23 protein-coding genes are annotated in these 23,250 nt (G+C 42.4%); 9 read left to right on the top strand and 14 right to left on the bottom strand.

Going from position 1 to position 23,250, the window contains the following annotated elements:
- Positions 1 to 4: 4 nt before the first annotated feature.
- Positions 5 to 640 (bottom strand): YczE/YyaS/YitT family protein, encoded by a 636-nt coding sequence (locus BMZ06_RS17070; protein WP_089753871.1) that lies wholly within the window; start codon positions 638 to 640, stop codon positions 5 to 7.
- A 150-nt stretch (positions 641 to 790) separates the two neighbouring features.
- Between BMZ06_RS17070 and BMZ06_RS17065 the strand changes: the two genes are divergently transcribed.
- Positions 791 to 1,549 (top strand): (S)-benzoin forming benzil reductase, encoded by a 759-nt coding sequence (locus tag BMZ06_RS17065; RefSeq protein WP_089753869.1) that lies wholly within the window; start codon positions 791 to 793, stop codon positions 1,547 to 1,549.
- A 54-nt stretch (positions 1,550 to 1,603) separates the two neighbouring features.
- Here BMZ06_RS17065 and BMZ06_RS17060 read toward each other — a convergent pair whose 3' ends face one another.
- Complete coding sequence (locus BMZ06_RS17060; RefSeq protein ID WP_089753867.1) at positions 1,604 to 2,584, bottom strand: S66 family peptidase; 981 nt, start codon at positions 2,582 to 2,584, stop codon at positions 1,604 to 1,606.
- Between the two features lie 78 nt (positions 2,585 to 2,662).
- Complete coding sequence (locus tag BMZ06_RS17055; protein WP_089753864.1) at positions 2,663 to 3,184, bottom strand: dihydrofolate reductase family protein; 522 nt, start codon at positions 3,182 to 3,184, stop codon at positions 2,663 to 2,665.
- Between the two features lie 270 nt (positions 3,185 to 3,454).
- Here BMZ06_RS17055 and abc-f point away from each other — a divergent pair, with 270 nt between their 5' ends.
- A complete protein-coding gene (gene abc-f / locus BMZ06_RS17050) occupies positions 3,455 to 5,038 on the top strand; it encodes a ribosomal protection-like ABC-F family protein (protein ID WP_089753862.1) in 1,584 nt (527 codons plus the stop codon).
- A 702-nt stretch (positions 5,039 to 5,740) separates the two neighbouring features.
- Here the strand turns inward: abc-f and BMZ06_RS17045 are convergent.
- Together BMZ06_RS17045 and BMZ06_RS17040 are read right to left on the bottom strand one after the other, a co-directional pair.
- A complete protein-coding gene (locus BMZ06_RS17045) occupies positions 5,741 to 6,928 on the bottom strand; it encodes a cation:proton antiporter (protein ID WP_089753860.1) in 1,188 nt (395 codons plus the stop codon).
- A gap of 252 nt (positions 6,929 to 7,180) precedes the next feature.
- Positions 7,181 to 8,053: a DMT family transporter gene (locus BMZ06_RS17040; protein WP_089753859.1), complete on the bottom strand. Its 873-nt coding sequence runs from the start codon at positions 8,051 to 8,053 to the stop codon at positions 7,181 to 7,183.
- Positions 8,054 to 8,239: 186 nt separating this feature from the next.
- Between BMZ06_RS17040 and BMZ06_RS17035 the strand changes: the two genes are divergently transcribed.
- Complete coding sequence (locus BMZ06_RS17035) at positions 8,240 to 8,512, top strand: hypothetical protein (protein ID WP_089753857.1); 273 nt, start codon at positions 8,240 to 8,242, stop codon at positions 8,510 to 8,512.
- Positions 8,513 to 8,553: 41 nt separating this feature from the next.
- A complete protein-coding gene (locus tag BMZ06_RS17030; protein WP_089753855.1) occupies positions 8,554 to 9,111 on the top strand; it encodes a GNAT family N-acetyltransferase in 558 nt (185 codons plus the stop codon).
- A gap of 38 nt (positions 9,112 to 9,149) precedes the next feature.
- On the opposite strand, the gene BMZ06_RS17025 is transcribed toward BMZ06_RS17030, so the two are convergent.
- Complete coding sequence (locus BMZ06_RS17025) at positions 9,150 to 10,622, bottom strand: SulP family inorganic anion transporter (RefSeq protein ID WP_089753853.1); 1,473 nt, start codon at positions 10,620 to 10,622, stop codon at positions 9,150 to 9,152.
- Positions 10,623 to 11,623: 1,001 nt separating this feature from the next.
- On the opposite strand from BMZ06_RS17025, the gene BMZ06_RS17015 reads away from it, so the two are divergent.
- Positions 11,624 to 12,043 carry a universal stress protein gene (locus BMZ06_RS17015; protein WP_089753849.1) on the top strand — a complete coding sequence of 140 codons (420 nt, stop codon included), beginning with the start codon at positions 11,624 to 11,626 and terminating at the stop codon, positions 12,041 to 12,043.
- Positions 12,044 to 12,128: 85 nt separating this feature from the next.
- Entirely contained in the window at positions 12,129 to 12,335 is a 207-nt protein-coding gene (locus BMZ06_RS17010; protein WP_089753847.1) for a zinc ribbon domain-containing protein, read from the top strand.
- Between the two features lie 60 nt (positions 12,336 to 12,395).
- Here the strand turns inward: BMZ06_RS17010 and BMZ06_RS17005 are convergent, their stop codons facing one another.
- From BMZ06_RS17005 to BMZ06_RS16995, 3 genes are read right to left on the bottom strand one after another with little or no spacing between them, the layout of a single operon-like run.
- A complete protein-coding gene (locus BMZ06_RS17005) occupies positions 12,396 to 14,039 on the bottom strand; it encodes a putative ABC transporter permease subunit (protein WP_089753845.1) in 1,644 nt (547 codons plus the stop codon).
- Positions 14,032 to 14,754: an ABC transporter ATP-binding protein gene (locus BMZ06_RS17000; protein WP_089753843.1), complete on the bottom strand. Its 723-nt coding sequence runs from the start codon at positions 14,752 to 14,754 to the stop codon at positions 14,032 to 14,034. Before BMZ06_RS17000 ends, BMZ06_RS17005 begins: the two co-directional genes overlap by 8 nt.
- A 60-nt stretch (positions 14,755 to 14,814) precedes the next feature.
- Complete coding sequence (locus BMZ06_RS16995) at positions 14,815 to 15,321, bottom strand: GNAT family N-acetyltransferase (protein ID WP_089753841.1); 507 nt, start codon at positions 15,319 to 15,321, stop codon at positions 14,815 to 14,817.
- 90 nt (positions 15,322 to 15,411) lie between these two features.
- On the opposite strand from BMZ06_RS16995, the gene BMZ06_RS16990 reads away from it, so the two are divergent.
- Together BMZ06_RS16990 and map are read left to right on the top strand one after the other, a co-directional pair.
- On the top strand, positions 15,412 to 15,966 hold the full coding sequence (locus BMZ06_RS16990) for a sugar O-acetyltransferase (RefSeq protein ID WP_089753839.1): 555 nt from the start codon (positions 15,412 to 15,414) through the stop codon (positions 15,964 to 15,966).
- Between the two features lie 89 nt (positions 15,967 to 16,055).
- Complete coding sequence (gene map, locus BMZ06_RS16985) at positions 16,056 to 16,811, top strand: type I methionyl aminopeptidase (protein ID WP_089753837.1); 756 nt, start codon at positions 16,056 to 16,058, stop codon at positions 16,809 to 16,811.
- A 206-nt stretch (positions 16,812 to 17,017) separates the two neighbouring features.
- Here map and BMZ06_RS16980 read toward each other — a convergent pair whose 3' ends face one another.
- The 3 genes from BMZ06_RS16980 to BMZ06_RS16970 all read right to left on the bottom strand — a co-directional run bounded on the left by BMZ06_RS16980 (position 17,018) and on the right by BMZ06_RS16970 (position 19,116).
- Entirely contained in the window at positions 17,018 to 17,215 is a 198-nt protein-coding gene (locus tag BMZ06_RS16980) for a cold-shock protein (protein ID WP_014642423.1), read from the bottom strand.
- Positions 17,216 to 17,409: 194 nt separating this feature from the next.
- Positions 17,410 to 18,267 (bottom strand): hypothetical protein, encoded by an 858-nt coding sequence (locus BMZ06_RS16975; RefSeq protein ID WP_089753836.1) that lies wholly within the window; start codon positions 18,265 to 18,267, stop codon positions 17,410 to 17,412.
- A gap of 21 nt (positions 18,268 to 18,288) precedes the next feature.
- Entirely contained in the window at positions 18,289 to 19,116 is an 828-nt protein-coding gene (locus BMZ06_RS16970) for an alpha/beta fold hydrolase (RefSeq protein WP_089753894.1), read from the bottom strand.
- A gap of 97 nt (positions 19,117 to 19,213) precedes the next feature.
- Here BMZ06_RS16970 and BMZ06_RS16965 point away from each other — a divergent pair, with 97 nt between their 5' ends.
- Entirely contained in the window at positions 19,214 to 19,984 is a 771-nt protein-coding gene (locus tag BMZ06_RS16965) for a cobalamin-binding protein (RefSeq protein ID WP_089753834.1), read from the top strand.
- A gap of 29 nt (positions 19,985 to 20,013) precedes the next feature.
- On the opposite strand, the gene BMZ06_RS16960 is transcribed toward BMZ06_RS16965, so the two are convergent.
- Positions 20,014 to 20,820, bottom strand: coding sequence for an MBL fold metallo-hydrolase (locus tag BMZ06_RS16960; RefSeq protein WP_425431788.1), 807 nt, complete (start codon positions 20,818 to 20,820; stop codon positions 20,014 to 20,016).
- A gap of 104 nt (positions 20,821 to 20,924) precedes the next feature.
- Entirely contained in the window at positions 20,925 to 22,310 is a 1,386-nt protein-coding gene (gene nhaC, locus BMZ06_RS16955; protein ID WP_089753831.1) for a Na+/H+ antiporter NhaC, read from the bottom strand.
- Positions 22,311 to 23,250: the final 940 nt, after the last annotated feature.

The following is a 23,250-nucleotide window of genomic DNA, read 5'->3' as shown; positions in this document are numbered from 1 at the left end:
TTATTCAGTCCGACGCACTTGAAGAACGGGCTGAATCTGACCATAGCCTGGCAATCGGCCGCACCCAGAAGTAAGACCATTGGATAAAGGGTCCTAATAATAAAGCGACGATAAGTGTTCCTATGCCCACTGGAGCGCCTAAAAGATAGCCGACAAGAGCCATCGCTGATTCTGCTATAATCCGGATAAAGCCTTTGGACTGTTTGGTTTTTTCATTCATAATCATCATAAAGTGGTCGAGTGGGATCCGCGGGAAGGGAGTGCGTAAATAAACAGCAACGCCCAAAGCCGTAGCGAGTAATCCAAGGGAAAAGGTCCCCCACTGAGTCCACCATACTTCATAATTTGCGTTTTCAAGCATCCCGTATAAAAACAGGTCTACGGTCCGTCCCCTTATAATAATGGGGATGAGAGATTCATACTGCGGGCGTTTTTTTTCAAGCCACGCATTGATCAGCAGTAATATGACAAAAGCTGCAATCATAACGGATCCTACCGTAACCGGAAAGCGCATAGATAGACCTACAGCTATACTATCGGCAGGTCCTACTCCCAAACCAGATTTAATAATAAGGGCAAGACCCAGACTGGAGATTACGAGCCCGCCTGCATAAATGATAAATAAGTAGAGGTACTTCATGTCAGACTCCTTCTTCTATCAGTCAAACTAGTGCTTCATTTATCATATACGCTGCTATTATAGATGTAAAGCAGTCTGCGGACACGGTTAGGTTTTCTATTCAGGAAGACGGGAATAATGAGAAATAGCAAACAAAAGGAGGATTTTCACATGCAGTATGCTATTGTTACCGGAACGTCACGTGGACTTGGTGAGTCCATTGCGAAACAGTTTATTGAAAAGAATGTTCACTTAATCTCTGTATCGAGAAACGAAAACCAATCTTTGCAGAAGCTGGCAGATGAAAGAAAAGTAAGCTATACCCACATTTCATGTGACTTGAGCGACCCTGGCCAATTGGAGGAAGGTCTTGAGGCTATTGTTAACGAAGCATTTCACGAAGATACCCACTACGTATATCTGGTAAATAATGCAGGAGTGATTGAGCCGATTAACCCGGTGGGCCAATTAGAGCCTGCTTCTGTTCAAAAGCATTTTCAAGTAAATGTGACAGCTCCTGTTCTATTAATTAACCGCTGTCTGGCAGAAGCGAATAAAAAAGAAATCGGGACCTCGATTATTAATATCACTTCCGGGGCAGCTGAACGACCGGTTCACGGATGGAGTACATATAGCAGTGCAAAAGCAGCTATTAATCGGTTTACTTCAACCCTGGCGTTGGAGCAGGAAGGGAACAAGCATGTTATATTGGCTTTCAGCCCAGGAGTCATGGACACGGATATGCAAGGAGAAATACGTGCCTCTTCTAAAGAAGAGTTTAAAGACGTTGATAAATTTAAACAAATGAAGGAAGAAGGTCAGCTGAGATCCCCTCATGAAGTAGCGTCCATTCTTATGGATCTGATCAATAAACCTAAAGATATTGAGAATGGAAAAGTATACAAAGTGTACGATTTAGTTAACGAATAAACCAGCAGAAAGGACGGCTCAGCCCGTCCTTTTGTTTGGTGTATGCGGGTGCATTTAGTACTCTATCATCTGAATGGAAGCTGTTTGACCAGAAGCCTGAATGGCAGCCTTCCCACCGATAGGGAAAGTGAACTGCGGTGTGGTATGGCCGAAGCTCGCCTGGGCAATGACTGGGATGTTTGAGAGTTCCTGCTTTGATTGGATGATCGCGTGAATGTGATCGAGGCTAACGTTGGATTCTTTTTGAAACCGGCCGATGACAAGTCCCTTCACTTGATCAAACCCGGGTTGATGAATCAAGGACTGCAGGTCACGGTCAAAGGTTTGTGGAATGGTCATTTCATCATCCTCAAGAAAAAGAATCGTGTTCTCAAGTGCAGGCATGTATTCGGTCCCCTGAAGAAGATTTAACGTACATAAATTCCCTCCAAGCGTTCTTCCCGTGGCCGACCCTTCATTGATCACAGCATAGCCTTCATTTGTATAAAATTGACGGTTATCCTGATCGAGGAACCAGCGGTCGTCACTCCAGTCGTCTGCTTGCTCTATAAAGTAAGGAGCTTGTTGAGTAAACATCTGGCGAAAGTGAGCCCATGTGTATTCAATACCTTTCTTCATGCCGAATGTAGAAAAGTGGGGGCCGTTATAGGTAACGAGTCCAGTTTTTTGGTAAATGGCATTTGAAAGTACCGTAATATCTGAAAAGCCGCAAAGGATTTTTGGGTTTTGGCGGATCAGGTCATAATCCAGATAACGCAGAAGCTGATTGCTGTCAAAACCTCCAATCGTAGTAAGGATCATGGTAACGCGTTCATCGTTGAAAGCTTCATGAAGATCAGAGACTCTTTTTTCAATGGATTGCGAAAGCGCAGACTCATCATTTATCTCTGCATATGTACTATAACTAACACGCACGCCAAGCTGTTCCAAACGTTGAATGGCAAGCTTGCGTTGATCTTCAGCAATAATAGATAAGCTCTCGGCAGGAGAGATTACCCGTATTTCGTCCCCTTGTTTTAATTTGTCTGGAAACATAGAATTCCTCCCTTTTATGCTTACTCAGTATTCCTTTCTTTTGCTATGCGGGGGAAAGTGATCGTACAGAACACCTGCTTATTTAAGCTGATAAGTGAGAACGATCATCCCATCATCGAACTTTTCTGTACGCAGCAGGTTAAGCTGCTGCTCTTTTTGATGTGGCTTGAAGAGAGAAATCCCGCTGCCGATTAAGGTGGGCTGGATCGCCAGATGGTATTCATCAATAAGCCCCATGCTCACAAAATGGTCAATCAACTGTGCCCCGCCAACCAGCCAGATATTTTTATCTGCTTTTAATAAATTCAACAGCGGGAGAATTTGTTCGGGCTGAATGAATGTGGCATAGGAATCGTGACCTTCTTTCGTACGGCTTACTACATAGACATCTTTGGATTGGTAAGGAAACTCGCTCGTTAATTCAAAGATTTGTTCATAGGTTTTTCTCCCAAGGATTACGGTGTCCATTTGATTGAAAAACGCATCAAAACCATAATCTGTTCCGCTATCCTGTCCGTCCCACAGCCAGTCAATCGAACCGTCTTCTCTGGAAATGTAACCATCCAGACTTTGCGCAATGTATAACACGACTTTCCCCATGCTGAACCACCCTTTCCGAATTTTCTTGCAAATATATTCCTGTTCATCATATAATAAACGAAGATGAAATAGAAGGGACTGACGTTTAAAGCGATGAAGTACTAATCCTGTCACTACACGAGTATGTAAATAAGAAATTTTACTCGTTCCAGATACAGGATTAGTCTGTCTTTCTTTAAACGTATGACTTTTCGGCACCTTTATGGTTTTTTTGAGGATGGCCGAAGCAGCAGACTATGACTTCTCTGGAGCGTACAGGGAGGTCTATTTATGTTATTGATGTATGCCAAAAATATTCACTATTCGATCGGTGAACGAACATTGCTGGATATAAAAGAATTAGCTATTCACGAGGGGGAAAAAATCGGTTTAGTGGGAAGGAATGGTCAGGGTAAGACCATGCTCCTCCGCTACTTAACTGGAGAACTGGATATTCTTCCTCAAGTGAAGTGGTACACAGCGTATGACCGATTAGAACAAATTCATAAGGAAACAAAGGAAGAGCGCCAAAGCGGCGGTGAACGTACACTTGCCAAACTCGAAGCTATCTTTCAGGATGCGGCCAGGCTGTTGTTTTTAGATGAACCGACGAACGATCTGGACTGGTCTCGGGTGGAAGAAGTAGAGGAACGGCTGCGGAAGCACTCGGGAGCCTGTGTGATTGTATCTCATGATCGAACGCTTCTTGACCGAACGTGCCATAAAATCTGGGAATTAGAAAAAGGGAAAATTAGAGAGTTTAATGGAAACTATTCCTTTTATCTGCAACAAAAAGAACAGGAACGAGATCAGCAGATGGAAAAGCATGTACAGTATCTTCAGGAAAAGAAAAGAATTGAAAATCGTATTGAGCAAAAGCGTACCCAATCCAAAGGGATGAGGAAGCCTCCCAGACGTATGGGGAATTCTGAATGGCAGCTTGGTAAAAACAAAGCAGCTGCCAGACAAAAGAAAGTGGAGCGGACAGGGAAAACACTTGAACGCCGCCTGGATCGTTTAGACCGTGCTGACAAACCATTTGAATGGGATCAAGTGAAGCTGGAAATGGACCATCTGTCAAAGATCCACAGTAGGTATATCTGTCAGCTAAGAGAGGTTAATATCCAGGCTGGAGACAGATTTCTTTTTCACATAGACGATATTTTACTGAAAACAGGTTCAAAGACCGCATTTATAGGCGCAAACGGAGCTGGTAAATCTACTTTTCTGCAGTATTTGCTTAATCATCATAAAAAGCTGTTTCCAAAAGGAGTTAAGACGGAATATTTTCATCAGAATATGGGAGCACTGCCAGATGAGGAGACGGTTTTAGGCTATGTATCGAAAACGAGTTGTTTAGAAGAATCTGTGGTTCGAATTATCTTGGCCAGGCTTAGATTTTATGAGGAGGCTATCCATAAAAAAATTCACGTATTAAGCGGCGGAGAACGAGTGAAGCTTGTTCTAGCCAGGATGCTTGTCAGTGAAGCACAGCTGCTTATATTAGATGAACCGACCAATCATTTGGATATAGAAGCAATTGAAGCTTTGCAAAAATTGGTCCAGGATTATCCGGGAACGATTCTGTACGTCACCCACGACCGGACGTTTGTGGAGAAAACAGCGGATCAGTTATGGATCATCGAACAGGAAAAACTGAACTATTTTGATGGAACGTGGCAAGAATGGCAGGAAGCCTTGAGCAAACCACAGAAAGCAGAGGAAGACGTGTACAATTTGATGACTCTGGAAACTAAACTGTCCGAACTTATTAGTCGATTAAGTATGCCAGGAATGAGTGAAGACCGAACGCTTCTCGAAAAGGAATATGAAAACACTTTAGAGCTATTAAAGCAATTAAAACAAGACACTTGAGGAAAATTTTTCACACTTAATAAGCCCTTCTGTTCATTAACAGAAGGGCTTATTATATCTGACACTCATGTTCACTTCTTATTGTTACTCCTTTTTAGAAGAACAAGTATGAACACGAGAAACAGTGCTGCTACACTTATAGCCATAATAATGACTGAAATAAAAAAAGAATTCATGCTTCGACCTCCTTACTATTCTTCTTTTACCTTTTTCTTTAGGAGATTTGTTCACTCTCTCTATGGAAGTACAGAAGAGCTGGATTTTCCCCGTCCAGCTTTCAATTGGAATGCATTTTTGCCTCTCTAAAATCTGCCCTATTGCTTTTAAAATAAAGCTCCCTTTTCTGTAATACTCAGTTTCGTGATAACTCGGGTCCGTTGGCAAAAAACGGGGAGGGAGGCTACGGAAACAACTCGTCTTGTTCCATCACCCCGATAGACACAATGCTTCTAGTGCAGGGTTCCTACATATAAATAACTTTTAAAACTTAGGGTGGATTATAGATGATCCTTGCTCAATGGAAGGCGATTATGCGGATATTTCGAGCTCTCCATGATCGCAAAGGGGCGGAAGGGAAAGCGAGCCGTTCTCTGGATCCCCCTTCTCCACACAATATCTCGAAACTGAGTCTTCATGTATCCGGCCCTATTGTTTAATAAGTTTTTCATGAAAACTATCTTTACCATTCACTAGAGAGCCTTTTTATTTTAGCAGCCTCTTTGATAATGGGTAAATGCCGATGCTTTGAATAATAAGAGAGAGCAGTACGGCTGCAAATGTTAATGAAAGTAAGAGGTCTGTTCTGTCCCCTCCCTGAGTGGAAAGGCTTAAAATAAGAAAAACAGACATGGTCCCTTTTAAACCCGACCAACTAAGAAGAAAGGACTTCCGCCAGCCAATTTTCTGCCGCCATTTCGGAAAGACTTGCGTAGTTCCAGCTATGATTATAAAGCGCACAATAATGGAGGCAAGGAAAATCAATACAGCCAGCCACCAGTAATTAAAGGACAGATGGTCAGCGGATACAATACCAATCAGTAAAAATAATAAAGAAAGAATAGAAATCTCAACAATGCCCCAGAAATTATCGAGCGATTCACGGAAGTGGTCTTCCTTAATTGTCCGACCAAACTCAAAGGAAAGCATTATTCCAGCGAATACCGTGGCCAATACACCGGATAAACCCAAGAATTCAGCAAGGTTAAAAATCCCATACGCTACTATAATACTGAGCATCACCTGATATTCTTTATGATGGGTAAAATGAATAGCTTTACTGAACAGCCAGCCGAATAATAATCCGACGAAAATGCCACCAAGCGAGACAAGTAGGAACTCTCCTAAGAAGAAACTGAAGGAAAAGGGCTCATTCTTAAGGAAAATTCCTGATACGACAGAGAAGATGACAATGCTGGTGCCGTCATTGATTAAGGACTCACCTTCCACCACGTCTGCCATCATTTCATCTCCGGAGGACTGCTTTAAAATGGATGCCACGGATACCGGGTCTGTAGGTGTCAGCATGGCCGCAATTAAGATCGCCCCTGTAAATGACATAGATACAAACGGTGTAGTAATGATAAAAATGATGGATCCTAGCAGAATAACCGTAAGTATAAGGCCAATCGTCGCAAAGAAACCGATAATACCTCCGTTCTCTTTAAGAGCAGAGGGAGGAAAGCGATAAGCAGAAGTGAACAAAAGACCAGGCAAAAATATATGGTAAATTAAGTTTTCAGTAACCTCTATTGATGAAAAGTAGGGAATAAAGAAGAGGCCAATCCCTATCAAAGTCAGAATAGGGGGTACGGGTAGATCTTCTTTTTTCTTATCTATTGTGAAAATGAGATAGCCAATGAACAATAATACAATATACGGTGTGGTATGCATATAAGGGTCCCTCCAAACTTCTATTGTTTAACCTTAGAATAGACCAGAGATATAGTTATTCAAAGTGAAATTTCGACGTCTCATAAATAATGTTGAACGATCCGACTTGTTAAGCTCTATATTGATAGCCATTAGTAAAAAATACCACGTTTATGGACTCATTAATCCTTATTTATCCGAATGTTGGTGCTGGTGTTAAAAAACACTATATAAAAAGACCTTCCTCATTTGTATAAAAGGAAGGTCTTGCGTTTACGCTTTGGAATGCTGCACTTTAGCGTTTTGATTATTTTTAAGGAACATATAAAAGGATGCTCCGAAAATCGTTACATAGCCGAGAATACTGAGCCAATCAGGCACCTGTCCAAATAGGAAGATACTGATCAGGGCGGAATAAACCACTGTGGAATAGAAAAAGATTGAAATTTCTCTAGCAGGAGCAAATTTATAAGCTATAGTTAAGCCAAACTGTCCTAGAGTAGCGAATCCGCCTGCAGAAAGAAGGTAAATCCATTGTTGTAACGACATGGGTTCGTAATAGGCTATTGTAAAAGGGAGAAGAGAAACCGTTGTAAAAAATGAGAAGTAAAAGACAATGGTATAAAATTTCTCTTTATCCCCGAGAACACGCAGCAATGTGTAGGCACCTGCTGCAAAAACGGCGGAGAACACGCCGGCAAGATAGGGTATGAACTCTACGGAAAAGGCTGGCTTAATAATAAAAAGAGTACCTATAAAAGCAATAATAATAGATACGATTTGATACAGCCGTGCTCTTTCCTTCAAAAAGATAGCCGAAAATATAATAAGCAGGAATGGGCTCAGTTTATTCAGCATATCCGCATCAGATAGGACTAGATTATCTATTGCGTAAAAAAACAGGACCATTCCAATGGTACCCAGGGCCGAACGGGAGAGAAGAAGCTTTTGGTTTTCTTTTTTTCCAAACAAGCGCTCTTTATTATACATCACAAATCCAAAAGCGATGACGGCTGAAACGAGATTCCGAAACAGTGTCTTCTGTACGGTTGGCACCTCTCCTGATAATTTCACTAACGCGGCCATCATAGAAAATCCGAATGCAGATATAAGCAGTAATAGAATTCCTTTATTGCGATCACTCATAATGGTTCCTCCAATTAGGATTAGGTTGTGCAAAATCACCTTTACCATCCTAATATAAAAGGACGTATAAGGAAAGCCATTCACACTCTTCATTCTCCATTAATTGACAAAAACAGACAAGATGATACGAATACGCAGGAATCGGGTATAATGAAATAAGCATGGATTTAAGAAAGGAAGATTATTTTGTTTTATTCGCAGCCGATCGTGTGGCAGACACGGGTCATTAAAGACAATCAACAAGTGTACACAGAAGAACGATCAACATTAGATCTTTATGAATCCGAAGTGATTACTCCGACGGAAACATATCGGCTGAAAGATATTTTTGATGTCTCTTATAAACCATTTTCGGACAATTATGGCCTGTTGTATTTACACACCATTAAGGGAGTGAAAACGTATATGGTAAAAGAATCTCCTGAAGCATGGATGGAGGCTTATCATCAATGGAAGTGAAAATTCATACCACATTTTTCATATAATGGAGTGTGAGTCGAATGGAGATTCTTGAAAAAGGGGATCGATTGCATCTAAGAGAAATTGTTCCTGAAGATTGGGAGGCTTTGCACTCATACGCTTCAAATAAAGAGGCATGTAAATTTCAGCCTTGGGGCCCAAATAGCGAGCAGGATTCTATTTTTTTCGTTCAACAGGCGATTCGTGATCGGGAGGTTCGACATCGCAGCCGCTTTGTATTTACTATTGTGATGAATGAAACCGGAAGGATTGTTGGAAACATTGAAATGAATATTATCGATTGGGACGGCGTGGGTGAGATCGGTTTTATTATACACCCGGAACATTGGGGCAAAGGTTACGCGACTGAAGCTGCCCTTCTCATATTGAAACACAGTTTTGAAGCGTGTAATCTTCACCGAGTATCAGCCACCTGTAATCCAAACAATGTGGCTTCTCTTTATGTCTTAGAGAAAATAGGAATGATCAGAGAAGGAGTTTTGCGTCAGGATCTTCTTGTTAAAGGAAGCTGGCGGGACTCATGTGTGTACAGCATGCTTAAAGATGAGTGGGCCGCAAAACACGGCTCTTATTCATAATAAAAAAGTGATTCCCGCTGATGGGAATCACTTTTTTATTAATGGTTGGATACAGAAGCATTAGGTTTATTGTGAACGGCAAGCCGTTTGACTAACTGTGAACTATCTTTATTCAACCCGACAATCTGGACTTCCTTGCCGTATTCCCTGAACTTCAGGACCAGCTTATCAATAGCTGCTACGGCTGAATCATCCCAGATATGGGAGTCAGAAAAATCGATGACAACTTCTTTAGCTTCAGCATTGAAGTCAAAGTGTTTCATCAGGTTGTCGATGGAAGCAAAGAATACTTGTCCACTTACTTGATAGACTAGCTTCTTCGTGCTCTCTTCATACACTTCTTCTACATGTATTTTAGAAATTTTAGCTACAAAGAAGATGGCGCTTAAAATAACACCTGCCAACACACCTTTAGACAAATCATGTGTTTTAACAACAGTTCCTACGGTGATCACCATAACCACTGTGTCTGTAATTGGCACCTTGTGGAATCGAGTAAGAGAGCTCCAGTCAAAGGTTCCAATGGAGACCATAATCATGACACCTACCAGCACGGCCATCGGGATTTGAACCAGTAAATCATTGAAGACGATAATTAAGAGCATCATGAATACTCCTGCGACTAGGGTGGACAAACGTCCACGTCCTCCAGAAGAAACGTTTATGACCGATTGGCCAATCATAGCACATCCAGCCATACCTCCAAACAATCCGGCTACAACGTTAGCAGTACCCTGACCGCGTGCTTCTTTGTTTTTGTCACTGACGGTATCGGTCATATCATCTACAATTTGAGCAGTTAATAATGACTCAAGTAAGCCGACAAAAGCTAAAGCAAGGGAGATTGGGAAAATAATTTCCAATGTTTCAAAAGTCAATGGAATGTCAGGAAGCAGAAAGATTGGCAGAGTACTAGATAACTCGCCCATATCTCCGACTGTCTTCAATCCGGTTCCTGTACTAATCGCAATTACTGTCATGACGATAATGGCCACGAGTGGTGATGGTACAGCTTTAGTAAACCTCGGAAGAATATAAATGATGGCTAACGAACCTGCTACCATCGCGTACATGGCCCAATTGGCCCCTTCAAAATGGGTCAGCTGAGAGGTGAAGATCAAAATAGCAAGGGCGTTAACGAAACCAATCATAACGGAGCGTGGTATGAACTTCATGAACTGTCCAACCCTTAAGGCTCCTAAGATAAACTGCAGGATTCCGGTCAAAATCGTAGCTGCAAGCAGATACTCCAGACCATAATCTCTAACGAGTGTAACCATGAGCAGAGCCATGGCACCTGTGGCCGCTGAAATCATTCCAGGCCGGCCGCCCATAAATGCAATAACGACGGCGATACAGAAGGAAGCGTACAATCCTACCATGGGGTCGACTCCAGCGATGATAGAGAAAGCGATCGCTTCAGGGATGAGTGCCATTGCGACAACCATGCCTGAAAGCGTATCGTTTTTTACGTTTCCAAACCATTGTTCTTTAATTGTTTGTGTGTTCAATTGCGCACCTCTTTCTGTTTATTTTAGAAGCGCACTGTCCGTAACAGTGCTTATATCCGGCAAGAACGAACAGAGTATATCATCTATTAAATAAATTTCATAACTCCATGTAAGCGCATAAATTCGATATATACGTTTATATTCTTTTATATACTCTTATATAGACCTAGAAATCATAAAGCGTAAATTTATTACAAAACGCCTCAGACTACACGGATGTTTTTTTAGGGAAAGCTCCCATGAGTTAAAGACTTGATTTCGAGACATTTGTTGAGCGAAAGGTCCTTCGGGGGACGATTTCGCTTTCCGGCCCTGCACGACGCAGGGTCGTTCGACGTTGCCACAGGAGATGGCGATCTTAGTCGAACATCCCTTGTGGTAAGCTTCCTCAGGCTTCGCCTTCCGGGATCTCACCAATCATGTTCATCCCGCAGGAGTCTTCATCGTCCCCCTCCGGACCTTGCGATACAGGGAGTCGAAATCCTCTTAGAAGATGACTGCTAAATGAAGATCGTTAACCAGGAATCGAAGTTAAATTTCTAACGTATCCAAGTGGATAAAAAATCGCTATATAAGCATTTAAGGATGATTCAGGACGCTTACTTCTCATATGAGGAGGGGTCCGATACTAGATATCGTCGAGGAGGCTTGCCAGTTCCCCCGTAGGAAAGTGTTCAAATGTGGAATCACCCCGATAGACACGACCAGCATAAGCCGACCATCACAAGGATGGCGGTTTTTCAATCCGTTGATGAGCGGCTTATGGCTCGAGTGTCTGGGTGATGGAACAAGACGAGTTGTTTCCGTAGCCCCCTCATCAAACTTTTGGCAAAGGACCGGGCCCGAGTTACCTCGAGACCGAGTCTTCAACTATTCGGCCCTATTGGTTAATAAAGTGCTTGTGAAAATAGCTTATTATTACGAAACATTTGTATTTGATTTAATGGAATTCATCATACGTGTTAAAATAGCGGCAGATGTTATGAAAACAGGGGGATTATATGTATAAGAAAATACTGTTAGCTGCAGATGGATCAGGACATTCCGTCCGAACAGCTGAACGTGCAGCCGAACTAGCCCGTCTGCAAGGTGATGGTGAAATTACAATCATCTATGTGGTGGACGGTGAACAATCAAAATCCGATGTCCTATCAGAAGGCGATAAAGGAATGATCGAGCGTCGCCGTCACGAGCGGTTGAATCCCATTGAGCAGATGTTAGAAAATAAAGGGTTATCTTATCATGTAGCTTTAAAACATGGTGAGCCAGGTCCTGAGATTGTTAAATTTGCCAATGATGAGGATTTTGATATTGTGGTAATTGGAAGTCGTGGTTTAAACACCCTGCAGGAAATGGTTCTCGGAAGTGTCAGTCACAAAGTAGCAAAGCGAGCCAAATGTCCGGTTATGATTGTAAAATAATTAGATCATTTCTCTACTAAATAAAACTTCATATCCGCATAGATGAATAAATAGAGGAAATATTATTAAAAACAGGAGTGTGTCTATGAGCGAACGAGGTTGTATTAAATGCGGCAGTACCGATGCCGAACAAAATCATGTGTCAATGACAGGCTCAGGTCTGTCCAATATATTAGATGTGCAAAATCATCAATTTACAATGGTCTATTGTAAGAATTGCGGTTATTCTGAGTTCTACAATAAACAGGCCGCTGAAGAAGGTAACGTCTTTGATTATTTCTTTGGCAACTAACCTTTTGTGTATGAAAAAGACTTCGACCTGATTTGCAGGTCGAAGTCTTTTTTTGATCGTTCAATGGATAGAATAATACCGTTTATTACTAAGTCGTTTCAAACCCGCATGGCAGGCGGCAATCAGAATAATCAGAAAGGTAAGCAGAACACCTGTTGTTACCCAGATTCCGCTGATCGCACTCACATTCCAAAGGATTAATATAAGGGTACCGAAGACCGTTGCTTCAATTGCCAGCATGGCGAGCCCGATAAAACGTCCTTTAAAGACTTCACGTTCATCGGTCCAGTCAAGCTTTGGACTGTAAAGATCAATGATGAGCCCTCCTATACTGGTAACCCAATTGGTAACTAGCGCAAGAAGCAGCCATAGGGTCCAGATCTTAAAGGAAACCTGTAATAGAAATAAGGCCGCGAAGCTGAGAATAGCAATGGTGAGGAGGTTTAACGTGAAAGCCGTTATAATTTTACTTCTAAGGACTGTTTGCGGCGCTATAGGCAGATGAAGATGATTGAACCAGCTTTTTCCATCTCTTGAAATCGAAGAAAATGAGGCCGGGGTCATCCCAACAGCCAGTAAAGTAAAACCAAACAGCCCAAGAACCAGTTTCTTTCCTTCCAATTGGGTGAGTAAAGAACCAAGGCTTGCTACTGAAGTATTCGATTCCATAAATAAGATGACAAGCAGAAATACGGGGAAAAAGAGACTCTGCACCACAATTTGCGTGAAGAAGGCTGGGGTGCGGAATATGATTCTCATTTCTTTCAGCCACAGACTGTAAATAAGCGGTTTTTGCTTAATCGTCTTATGTATCTTTCTCTCATCAAAACGGCTTCGCGTTCCTCCCGATAAGCCCAGCACACCTTTAAAATAAACCTTCTGGCCAACGGTTAGAAATAAAATAGCAAAACCTATCGATAATCCAAGCATCAGCAGCAGGTAGAGAACTCCTGTTAGAGAAGCTGGCTGAGTCAGGGCGATCGAACTAAAATAGGCGGTTGGAAAGAAGCCTGTAACCAGTTCAAGTAATCCATTCTGCTCTCTGATTAAATCGGCGGCACCACTACCGCCTCCTCCGCTATCTAAACGGATAACAACATTGATTCCAATGGCAAAAATAAAGCCGAACATGCCTACAATGATCTTCGTCCGGTCTTTATTTTTGGAAATGTTGGCAAAACGCATGAGGAACATAAGCACAATCGAGAGCAGTACAAATGGAATCACTGGTGTAACCGCCCATAGCAAAATAGCGAACAAATAATAAAGCAGTCCAGCACTGCTGTGTAATCCGTAAAATAATAGAACCGGCAGTAAAAGTAAAGCATTCAAACCGTACAGAGACAAAAAAGGTACGGCAGATTTCCCAAGTACAATCTGATAAGGGTGAAAGGGGAGAGCTACAAATGATTCCACGTCCTCTGCAAAGTAAAAGGAGCTTAAAACCGTTCCAATGCTTGTCACAAAGAAAATCACAAACATGAGAATAAAAAATAAAGCCAGAATTACGCTTTCGTTTCCAGTCGGTGCTAAGGCATCGTAAAGACTTCCAATTAAATTGTTCAATGAAAATAAGATTAAGGCGCCAAAGGGAATAAGAGCAAAGGCCATAATAACATAGCCGACTTTTTCCGAACTGCTTTTACCCGCCCAGGAGAGCTGCATTTTCACCATGATTTTCATTAATTTCCATGCGTTACTCATTTTCTGTTAACTCCAGGAATAATCGCTCCAGATTATCATCATCTTGAAACTGCTGCTTCATTTCGGTCATATTTCCTTGAAATTGCACACGTCCATGGTTGATAATCGCTACTTCATCACATAATTGCTCGACCACTTCCAGTACATGGGTGGAGAAAAAGACGATTTTACCTCTTTCGGCGTGTTCTCTCATCATTTCTTTTAAAGTATGAGAAGACTTAGGATCCAGACCGGACAAAGGCTCATCTAAAATCCATACATCTGGATCATGGAGAAGCACGCCGCTTACAACAATTTTTTGCCGCATTCCATGGGAGTACGTCTGGATATGATCATCAAGTGCCTCGTAAATACCAAAGCTCTTGGTAAGGTAGTCGATTTTTTCTTTCCGAACTTCTTTCGACACTTGAAATACGTCTGCAATGAAATTTAAGTATTCAATTCCTTTCAGACGGAGAAATATATCTGAGCGGTCAGGTACGTACCCAAAAAGATGCTTGGCCTCCATTGGATAATCGGTAATATCCACACCATTGATCGTAATAGAGCCCTCATCAATAGGAAGGATCCCTGTCATCATCTTAATAGTAGTTGATTTCCCTGCACCGTTTGGTCCCAGAAAGCCGAAAATTTTCCCGTCAGGTACCGTTAAGTTCAGGTTTTTAACAGCCTGCTTGCCGGTGAAACTTTTCGAAATGCTCTTTAATTCAATCATACGGTCCACCCTTTACTAAATAATCTGCTTTTTAAGTACGATATGGATGGACGAAAAGTTTCACTCCGTTAAGAATAGTTCCATCAGTTCTTCGTCCAGGTAGCGATCGGCTATTTTAATAGCTTTTCGCTCTAAACCGTATGATTGAAATCCAATTTTCTCATAGAGCTTCATTGCAGGAGTGTTGTCCGTAACTACATTTAAGTGGAGCACTTTTAATTCAATTGCGCGGGAAAAATTAATAACTTCCTGTAAGAGGAGGGCAGCTCCGCCTTGCCGGCGGCAGCCTGGACTTACATACATAGCTACAATGCTCCCTTTGTGAGAAAACTTAGGATGGGTTTCTTTAACTAGGGTAGCCGTTCCGCAAAGGGTTCCGTTTTCAAACAATCCAAAAGTACGGGAGGATGGGCTGTCCAGCCTCTCCGCTGTTTTTACAAGAGGATCGGGTCTTTGTTTTTCCTGTTCATATGTAGTAATAAAAGCATCCGGGTTTGTTAATAATGCTTCTAATCGTAGTTCATAATAGTCTTCTGCATCTTTTCCATTTAGTTCTCTCACCTGCATGGCAGATCCCTCCTTCAGTTGTTCCAAGTCTAGTTAAAAATTGTGGTAAAGTAAAGGAAGTTGTTCAACATATAATAAGAAGGTGAGTGTATGACAGAAAAGGAAAAGATGCTGGCCGGCGAACTTTATAAATCCTGGGACGATGAATTGGTTCACGAAAGGGCAAGAGCCAGGCAGATTGTTTATTCTCTCAATCAAACGAAAGATGCAGAAATGCATTACCGAAAGCAATTAATAGAAGACCTATTTGGTACTCTGGAAGGAGAATATGGGCTTGAGCCTCCTTTCTTTTGCGATTACGGATACAATATTCATGTAGGGGAAGGGTTTTTTGCCAATTTCAATTGCGTATTTTTAGATGTCTGTCCTATTCGAATCGGAAAAAGAGTGCTCATCGGTCCGAGTGTGCAGCTTTATACCGCTACTCATCCAATGGACCGTGAAACAAGAGCGAGCGGATTAGAAGCGGGAAAACCTATTACGATAGGGGATGACGTTTGGATTGGAGGAAATGCCGTTATCAATCCTGGCGTGACTATCGGAGATAATGTCATTGTTGGAGCTGGAGCGGTCGTAACCAAAGACGTTCCTTCAAATGTTTTTATAGGAGGAAACCCTGCTAAAACGATAAAAGCAATTGAGTAAGTCCCAGGGGTGGTCGAACGGGAATTTTTTCGATATTATACTATAGGATGCATAGTTAAACGTTAGAGAGATAAGGAAGGAATGGGTGTATGATTAAACGTAAAAGTAAACGAGAAATTGAATTAATGCAGGAAGCCGGCAAGCTGCTGGCCAACGTTCATAAAGAATTAAGAACATTTATCAAGCCGGGTGTGACCACAATGGAGATTGAAAATTTTGTGGAACGTTATTTAACCAAACATGGAGCGACCGGTGAACAAAAAGGCTATCAGGGTTATGAGTTTAATACTTGTGCCTCAATTAATGATGAAGTATGTCACGGCTTCCCTCGTCATGAGAAACTTGCTGAAGGAGATATCGTTACCGTGGATATGGTTGTGAATCTCAACGGAGCGCTTGCTGACTCTGCCTGGACGCATGCGGTAGGGAACATTAGCGAAGAAGCAAGTAAGCTGATGGATGTAACAAAAACGTCTCTATATAAAGGGATTGAGCAGGCTATACCTGGGAATAGGATCGGTGATATTGGTCATGCGATTCAATCCTATGCGGAAGGGGAAGGCTACTCTGTCGTCCGCGACTTTACAGGTCACGGGATCGGCGAAGGCATTCACGAAGATCCTTATATCCCGCATTTCGGTAATGCTGGAAAAGGTGCTCGTTTGAAAGAGGGAATGGTCATTACCATTGAACCAATGATTAACATTGGCGGCTGGAGCACTAAAATGGATGATAATAACTGGACCGCCCGTACAGTAGATGGATCATTATCTGCCCAGTATGAACATACGGTAGCTATCACAAAAGACGGGCCTGTGATTCTAACTCAGCAGGAAGAAGAATAAATAATTGCAGGCAGGAGCTGGGTAATCAGCTCCTGCTATTTTTAATTAGAGATCTTATGTATGTTTGAATCAAACCGTTGATGTCTTAAATGGTTTCGAGTTTCTGTTAAGGCCAACGGGAGCTTATCTGTAAAATCAACAATGAGATGAAATGGAATCTGAACATAATAAAAAGACTCCCTGTTAGGGGAGTCTTTTTTAGGTAATTATTTACGAACGTTAGAAGCTTGTGGTCCGCGTTGTCCTTCTTCGATTTCGAAAGTTACAACTTGACCTTCTTCTAGAGATTTGAAACCTTCTTCTTGAATAGCAGAGAAGTGAACGAAGACGTCGTCTTGGCCTTCTACTTCGATAAATCCAAAACCTTTTTCTGCATTAAACCATTTTACTGTACCTTCAACCATGTACAAAAACCTCCTGTGTGGAAATATTCCACATTGTATTACTATTCTTGCCCTTCAAGTTCAATCAAGACGACATCTTTGAAACATCTTCTCTTGCATGAATCTGATCGAACAACAATAATTAACCCTAGTATAGCAGATGCCCAATAAGAAAGAAAGCTTTTCAGGAAAAAACTTTCTCTTGAAACCCCCGTTTACTCCTGAGGCTGAATAATATAGGCGTGATTCAGTAAGGAAAAAAGCGATCGCTCCACGAAAGTATCCACATCTTCTTTAGGCACGGAAGCTAAATCTCCAACCGTCCGCCCATTATCCAGGAGGTGCTTGACGACGATCCATCCCGTAAAGTTCGCTTCTTTTTCATATCCAGAAGCGCCTGTTCCTTTTGTAAAGGAAAAAAGAGCTTCATAGTCTGTCCGACTTAAATGAGGGATGATATTAATCATAATACGATTTGGCTCCCGGCTGCATTTCTCACGGCTCCACAGGAGTTCTGTTTTTATATTTGCCTGTTTACTCATTAGCTGGCGGGCTGTATGCAAGGCAATGCCTTCCTGAAAAATTAATTGTGCAAGGGTACGAGTCTGACTTGGCGCGAGACCAGATTTGCAGCAATGGACTACACGGACAATTTCCTGGAGCAGCTTAAACTCATTCCATTCTGTTTCGATAGGAAAACAAAGGGTATATTCATGATCTTGTTCTAAAATGAATGGTTCTGTTTCAAAGGTCCCTACGAAAAACAACAGAGTCAGCGAAATGGGCTCATCATATTGTAGAGCTTGTTTAACGGGAGTGACCAGTTCCTGTAAGTTCACTTCATCTATTTCAAAGTACTTGATCCTATCATAGACGAGAGAATATTTATCCCAGGCATAGTTCAGCATTTCTCTTTCAAATTGGTCTTTTTCATAGCCGGGAGGGACAAAAGTAAATCCGTAGTGTTCCTTCCATAATTCAAAACGGCGCTCAGGGTCAGCATTTTCAAGGGAGGCTTTATCATAAAAAAACAGGAAGCGGTCCAGCATTTGTTTAATTTTTAAATCATCCACGATGATCCTCCTCAGTATAGTTTATCGTGACAGAAACTCTAGACGCTTGTTCCAAACCTGCTGTGCGTTTTTACCAATCCAGATCAAATGGCTGTCTGCATCTACTTCAAAGATTTCACAATCAGGGACCCTGGATTTTAAAAGGAGAGCATGGGTATAAGGGACACTTTTATCTTTTTGGGAATACATCCCCAGTACAGGAGCCTGGATCTTGGATAAATCCGTGGTTACGGAATGGTCAATATCAAGGCTGAATCCATTTCCTGACTGAGAGGTAGCAAGCATGTCATAAATAAACCTGCGATCATTAGGGGACAGGCGTTCTAAGTATTCTTCAGGATCTTCTGTAGTCATTTCTGAGATGAGCTGTTTCATAATAAGATCCGGGAAGAATTTAAGCATGGTTTTCAGACTTCCCCACACCATCCGTTCGGCAGGACCAAATAGAACTCTGGCTTTTTGTTTCACAGCCTCTTCCCATGGTGATGTAAGAGCAGCTTCCATTATTAGTTTAGTTACCCTTGACGGATGGTTGGCCGCTAAAGCAATACCTGTAGGACCAGCAGCCGAGATAGCAATCACTTTCACCGTCTCAATGTTTAAATGATCGAGGATTTCAATAATAGTTTCAGCAAAAATCTCAGGGCTTTTCCCGGTCGAAACCTCAGTGTAGTCGTAACCAGGACGAGAGACGGTCAGAAGAGAGAATCCCTCATAAATCAGGCTGCTGTGGGACAAATCAGTCTCTCTGGTGGAATGGCCTCCTTTTAATAGAAGCACGGCAGGACCGGTTCCTTTATATGTATATTCAACAATTCCTTTGGAAGTATCGAGTAGTGTGGCAGTCATCGGGATCATCCCTTTCTTCCTTTTTTAATTACTTTAAATATAAGCTATAATAAAAGAAAATGAAACATCAGAGGATTCTGAAAAAAGAGGTGGAATTGTGAGGATTGTGTCGATATGTCCCAGTAACACTGAACTTGTAGCCTATCTCGGTCAAACGTCTATGTTGGTTGGTGTCGACAATTATTCTGATTATCCTGAAGAGGTAAAAGATCTTCCAAAACTTGGTCCTGACCTCTCCATAGATATGGATGCCGTGGAGCAGCTGAAGCCGGATCTGGTACTTGCTTCTCTTTCTGTTCCAGGAATGGAGAAGAATATAGAAGGTTTAAAAGAGAAAGGTCTCCCTTATATCATTTTAAATCCAAACAGTTTGAAAGAGATCTCAGAAGACTTAAAGGTAGTTGGGAATAAGCTTGGGATGAAAGAACTCGGGGAAGAAAAAGCAGATCAGTTTTTGAATGAGATTGAGGCGTGCAGGCAGAAAGCACTCACTCGCGCCGATCAACCTTCACTGTACTGGGAATGGTGGCCCAAGCCTATTTTCACTCCAGGTAAAGCCAACTGGTTAACTGAGATTAGTGAACTGGCCGGAGCACGGAATATTTTCGATACAGAGCCAGAAGCAAGCGTTCAGACGGACTGGGAAAATGTGAAACAGAAGAACCCGGATCACATTTGTATGGTATGGGTAGGGGTGAAGGAAGAGAAAATGAATCCTGACCTGGTACGAAAACGTCCGGGCTGGACTGAAATGAAGGCAGTTCAAGAAGATCGTATACATGTACTTGAGGAATCTTTATTTTGTCGACCCAGTCCGAGGCTGCTGGAAGGATTGAAAAGATTAACATTTGTTTTAGGTGAAAAATAAGGCAGCCCAGAGCCGGGCTGCCTTATACGTTAATGAAGCTTATTTTTATGCTTGGGAACGGCAAGTTCTTTAAAGTTTTGAGCCAGATGATCCAGTTGATCGGCTAAAAGTTCACCTTCCATAGGCAGTCCGTGCCCTGTAATAGCTACTCGCGGCTGCAGAGCGGCAAGTTTTTTAACGGACCTTTCAGCTTCTTCCCAATTATGAGTGAAATAAGCAGGGGGTCCATGCACGTGCTGATGCTGGATGAAAACGGCCATGCTCGATTCCTGTTTAACTGTAATAAACGCATCACCGGAAAGAAGCGTACGGTCCTCTTCGCGGAATAAAGCGATATGGCCGGGTGTATGTCCAGGTGTATGAATGGTTCGCCAGCCTTCAAGGAAGGGGATGGAACCGTCTTCTGGAAGAGGGTAAATATATTGGCTTAAATCTACGGGATCAGTCGGGAAGAAGGGAGACAAAATTGAAAACAAGCCTCCGCCAACCGTAGCATCCCCGACAGGATAGTCGCGTTTCCCTGTTACATATTCCATTTCCATCGGATGAATGTAAATCGGAACGTTCCAGTGGTCTGCCAATTTTTTGGCTGAACCCACATGGTCAAAGTGGCCATGCGTCAGTATAATAGCCTGCGGTGGCCTGGAGCCGTAGCGTTTTTGGGCGGCTTCGATAATACGTTTAGCGTAGTGGCCAATACCGCAATCAACAAGGACCCATTCCCTTGCATTTTCTTCTCCAATAAAAATCACATTTGCAATTAAAGTTCTATAAAAGGCGACGTCTGGAAGCGTTTGTTCAGCCACCGCCTGATCCATGTGCCATCCATTATCCATTTCATCTTCATGTTCGTATTTATCCACGTCTCCACCTCTTTTTTTATAGTTTGGTTGGAGACAAAGGTTCTATACACCAAGTCGTACGATTAGCTCGTCGCTTTTTACTTTTCTGCGGTTTGCATGGTCAGCGTTTTGCCGGTAAAACCAAAAATAATGGTCAGTACTGGACAGAGCAGACAGAAAAATGCGAATGGAAGGTAATCAAGGACCGGGACACCAAGTACGTCGGATAAAAATACACCGCAAACGCTCCATGGTACCAACGGATTAATCACCGTTCCTGCATCTTCCAGGGTCCTGGATAAATTTTTACGCGCTAAACCCGCTTTTTCATATATGTCCTGATAAGCTTCTCCTGTTAGCAGAATGGAAAGATACTGTTCACCTATTGCTATATTAATACCGATTGCTGTTAAAGCGGTGGAAAGGGTAGCAGAACGAGCGGATTTTAACCCGGATTGAACACGAACTAATATTGAAGGAATAACGCCGGTTTTGAAGAACAGTCCTCCTAAAGCAAGAGCCAGAATGACGAGTGCAATTGTAAACAGCATGGAGTTCATGCCTCCGCGAGTTAACAAATTATTCACGGCATCATTGCTGGTCTCTGCTGTATATCCATTAAACCATGTTCCCCAAAGAGCAGACCATTCCATGACTCCTCTAAGACCTGCTATGATGATAGCGGCTAAACTGCTTACCGCAAGGGAGATAAAAGCGGGACGCTTTGAAACAGCCATGACTACTAGGATCAACAAGGGAATCCAGGAACTCCAGTGCATTACGCCCGCCTCCACTAAGCCGTTTTGAAAATTGGTTAATTCTTCCGGTGAGACCTGTTGGCCAGGAGAAAGGATAATAAAAGCAAGAGCTGTGAGGATAAAGGCTGGAATCGTGGTCCAGCTCATATTTTTAATGTGATCAAATAAGTCCACTTTCACTACGGTGGAGGCAAGGTTGGTCGTATCAGACAGAGGTGACATTTTATCGCCGAAAAAGGCGCCTGAAACAACTGCACCAGCGGTCATAGCCAGGGGTAGGTCCATTGTCTGGGCGGCGCCGATAAAAGCGACCCCGACGGTAGCCGCTGTTGTAAACGAACTGCCAAGAGCAACTCCGACAATAGCTGTAACAGCAAAAGCAATGGCCAAAAACCATGGTCCGCCCGCTAAGTAAAAGGCTGTATCCATTAATACGGGGATCGTGCCGCTGGCCATCCAGCTTGCAATTAGTATCCCAATTAAGAAAAATAATAGAACAGCCCCCATTCCGGTTTGAGCTCCCTGGACCATTCCATGCTGTAATTCCTGAAAACTTACTTTCTTCAGCATTCCGTAAGTAACCATAAGAAGAATTCCAATTAGAATAGGGATATGCGGAACGGTCTGAATTTCAATGATAAAATAGCTGATAATTCCAATGACTAATAATAGGATTAAACTTGATTCTACCACTCCTGGCAGTTTTTTAGGCTGTAGATGAAGCATAGTAATTCCTCCTCGAATAGATAAGATCTGTTCATTCTCAGTGTTAGTTATCGAATATTCTTCCGGTTCTATAGGCGAAAAGCCGTTTTCCTGCCAGGGGATGCGGAAGGGTGTAAATAATAACTTGTTTATTAAGAATTAACCAAACGTTGATGTTTTTACAAAATAAAAAGACTTCATCCCCAAAATCACAGGGACGAAGCCTTGGCTCCGCGGTACCACCCTCGTTGGTAAGGCATACTTACCCACTCGTCTGGTGTATCACTGGTAAAGAATCCTGTAATTCAAAGAAAGGAAGACCTGAATTTCCACCTGACATTCAGTCTCTGAGTGCTGTCCCTCAATCTTTTACTCCGGAATTCATGATACGGATTATTTTTTTACTTGAACGCTTTTAAGTAATGAAGCATATTAGTTCTATTATCGTAAAAGAAGTGAAGGAAATTGTCAATCAGTTGTTGTAAATCAGTTCACCCTCACATTGCGTTATTTCTTTCCTGTAAGCATTTGTCTTATTTTTTTCGAGGTACTTATTAAAGATAAGCTCCCGTTTGTTGAAGACTCAGTTTCGAGACATTTGTTCAGCGGAAGGTCCTTCGGGGGACGATTTCGCTTTCCGCGGGCATGTGCTGAGCTTCCTCGGGCTTAACAGCCCTGCGGGATCTCACCGATCATGTTCATCCCGCAGGAGTCTACATCGTCCCCCTCCGGCCCTTGCGATATATGGAGCTCGAAAACTCTTTCGAAACGCGCCGTTTATGATGGAGATAAACTTCAAATAATAATCGTGTACGTGTGTATAATTCCCGCTATAGAAGCATTTGAGGCAGATCAAGCACCCCTCTATCGCCTATAGAAGGGTCCGTTCATTCTTCAATCATAGGGTGGCGAAGGAAACAAGGAGACTCCCACGGGAGAAGGAGCTAGGCGAGACCCCACA

The sequence above is a fragment of the Halobacillus alkaliphilus genome, from assembly GCF_900113125.1.
GTDB classification, from domain to species: domain Bacteria; phylum Bacillota; class Bacilli; order Bacillales; family Halobacillaceae; genus Halobacillus; species Halobacillus alkaliphilus.
This window is presented reverse-complemented; position numbering and strand designations above follow the sequence as displayed.

Excerpts from the sequence above, each read along its gene's own strand:
- BMZ06_RS17045 (WP_089753860.1), bottom strand. The coding sequence starts at position 6,928 with ATGCATACCACACCGTATATTGTATTATTGTTCATTGGCTATCTCATT.
- BMZ06_RS17040 (WP_089753859.1), bottom strand. The coding sequence starts at position 8,053 with ATGAGTGATCGCAATAAAGGAATTCTATTACTGCTTATATCTGCATTC.
- BMZ06_RS17015 (WP_089753849.1), top strand. The coding sequence starts at position 11,624 with ATGTATAAGAAAATACTGTTAGCTGCAGATGGATCAGGACATTCCGTC.
- BMZ06_RS16995 (WP_089753841.1), bottom strand. The coding sequence starts at position 15,321 with ATGCAGGTGAGAGAACTAAATGGAAAAGATGCAGAAGACTATTATGAA.
- abc-f (WP_089753862.1), top strand. The coding sequence starts at position 3,455 with ATGTTATTGATGTATGCCAAAAATATTCACTATTCGATCGGTGAACGA.
- map (WP_089753837.1), top strand. The coding sequence starts at position 16,056 with ATGATTAAACGTAAAAGTAAACGAGAAATTGAATTAATGCAGGAAGCC.
- nhaC (WP_089753831.1), bottom strand. The coding sequence starts at position 22,310 with ATGCTTCATCTACAGCCTAAAAAACTGCCAGGAGTGGTAGAATCAAGT.
- BMZ06_RS17055 (WP_089753864.1), bottom strand. The coding sequence starts at position 3,184 with ATGGGGAAAGTCGTGTTATACATTGCGCAAAGTCTGGATGGTTACATT.
- BMZ06_RS17060 (WP_089753867.1), bottom strand. The coding sequence starts at position 2,584 with ATGTTTCCAGACAAATTAAAACAAGGGGACGAAATACGGGTAATCTCT.
- BMZ06_RS16970 (WP_089753894.1), bottom strand. The coding sequence starts at position 19,116 with ATGACTGCCACACTACTCGATACTTCCAAAGGAATTGTTGAATATACA.
- BMZ06_RS17000 (WP_089753843.1), bottom strand. The coding sequence starts at position 14,754 with ATGATTGAATTAAAGAGCATTTCGAAAAGTTTCACCGGCAAGCAGGCT.
- BMZ06_RS17005 (WP_089753845.1), bottom strand. The coding sequence starts at position 14,039 with ATGAGTAACGCATGGAAATTAATGAAAATCATGGTGAAAATGCAGCTC.
- BMZ06_RS16980 (WP_014642423.1), bottom strand. The coding sequence starts at position 17,215 with ATGGTTGAAGGTACAGTAAAATGGTTTAATGCAGAAAAAGGTTTTGGA.
- BMZ06_RS17070 (WP_089753871.1), bottom strand. The coding sequence starts at position 640 with ATGAAGTACCTCTACTTATTTATCATTTATGCAGGCGGGCTCGTAATC.
- BMZ06_RS17065 (WP_089753869.1), top strand. The coding sequence starts at position 791 with ATGCAGTATGCTATTGTTACCGGAACGTCACGTGGACTTGGTGAGTCC.
- BMZ06_RS16990 (WP_089753839.1), top strand. The coding sequence starts at position 15,412 with ATGACAGAAAAGGAAAAGATGCTGGCCGGCGAACTTTATAAATCCTGG.
- BMZ06_RS16960 (WP_425431788.1), bottom strand. The coding sequence starts at position 20,820 with ATGGATAATGGATGGCACATGGATCAGGCGGTGGCTGAACAAACGCTT.
- BMZ06_RS17010 (WP_089753847.1), top strand. The coding sequence starts at position 12,129 with ATGAGCGAACGAGGTTGTATTAAATGCGGCAGTACCGATGCCGAACAA.
- BMZ06_RS17030 (WP_089753855.1), top strand. The coding sequence starts at position 8,554 with ATGGAGATTCTTGAAAAAGGGGATCGATTGCATCTAAGAGAAATTGTT.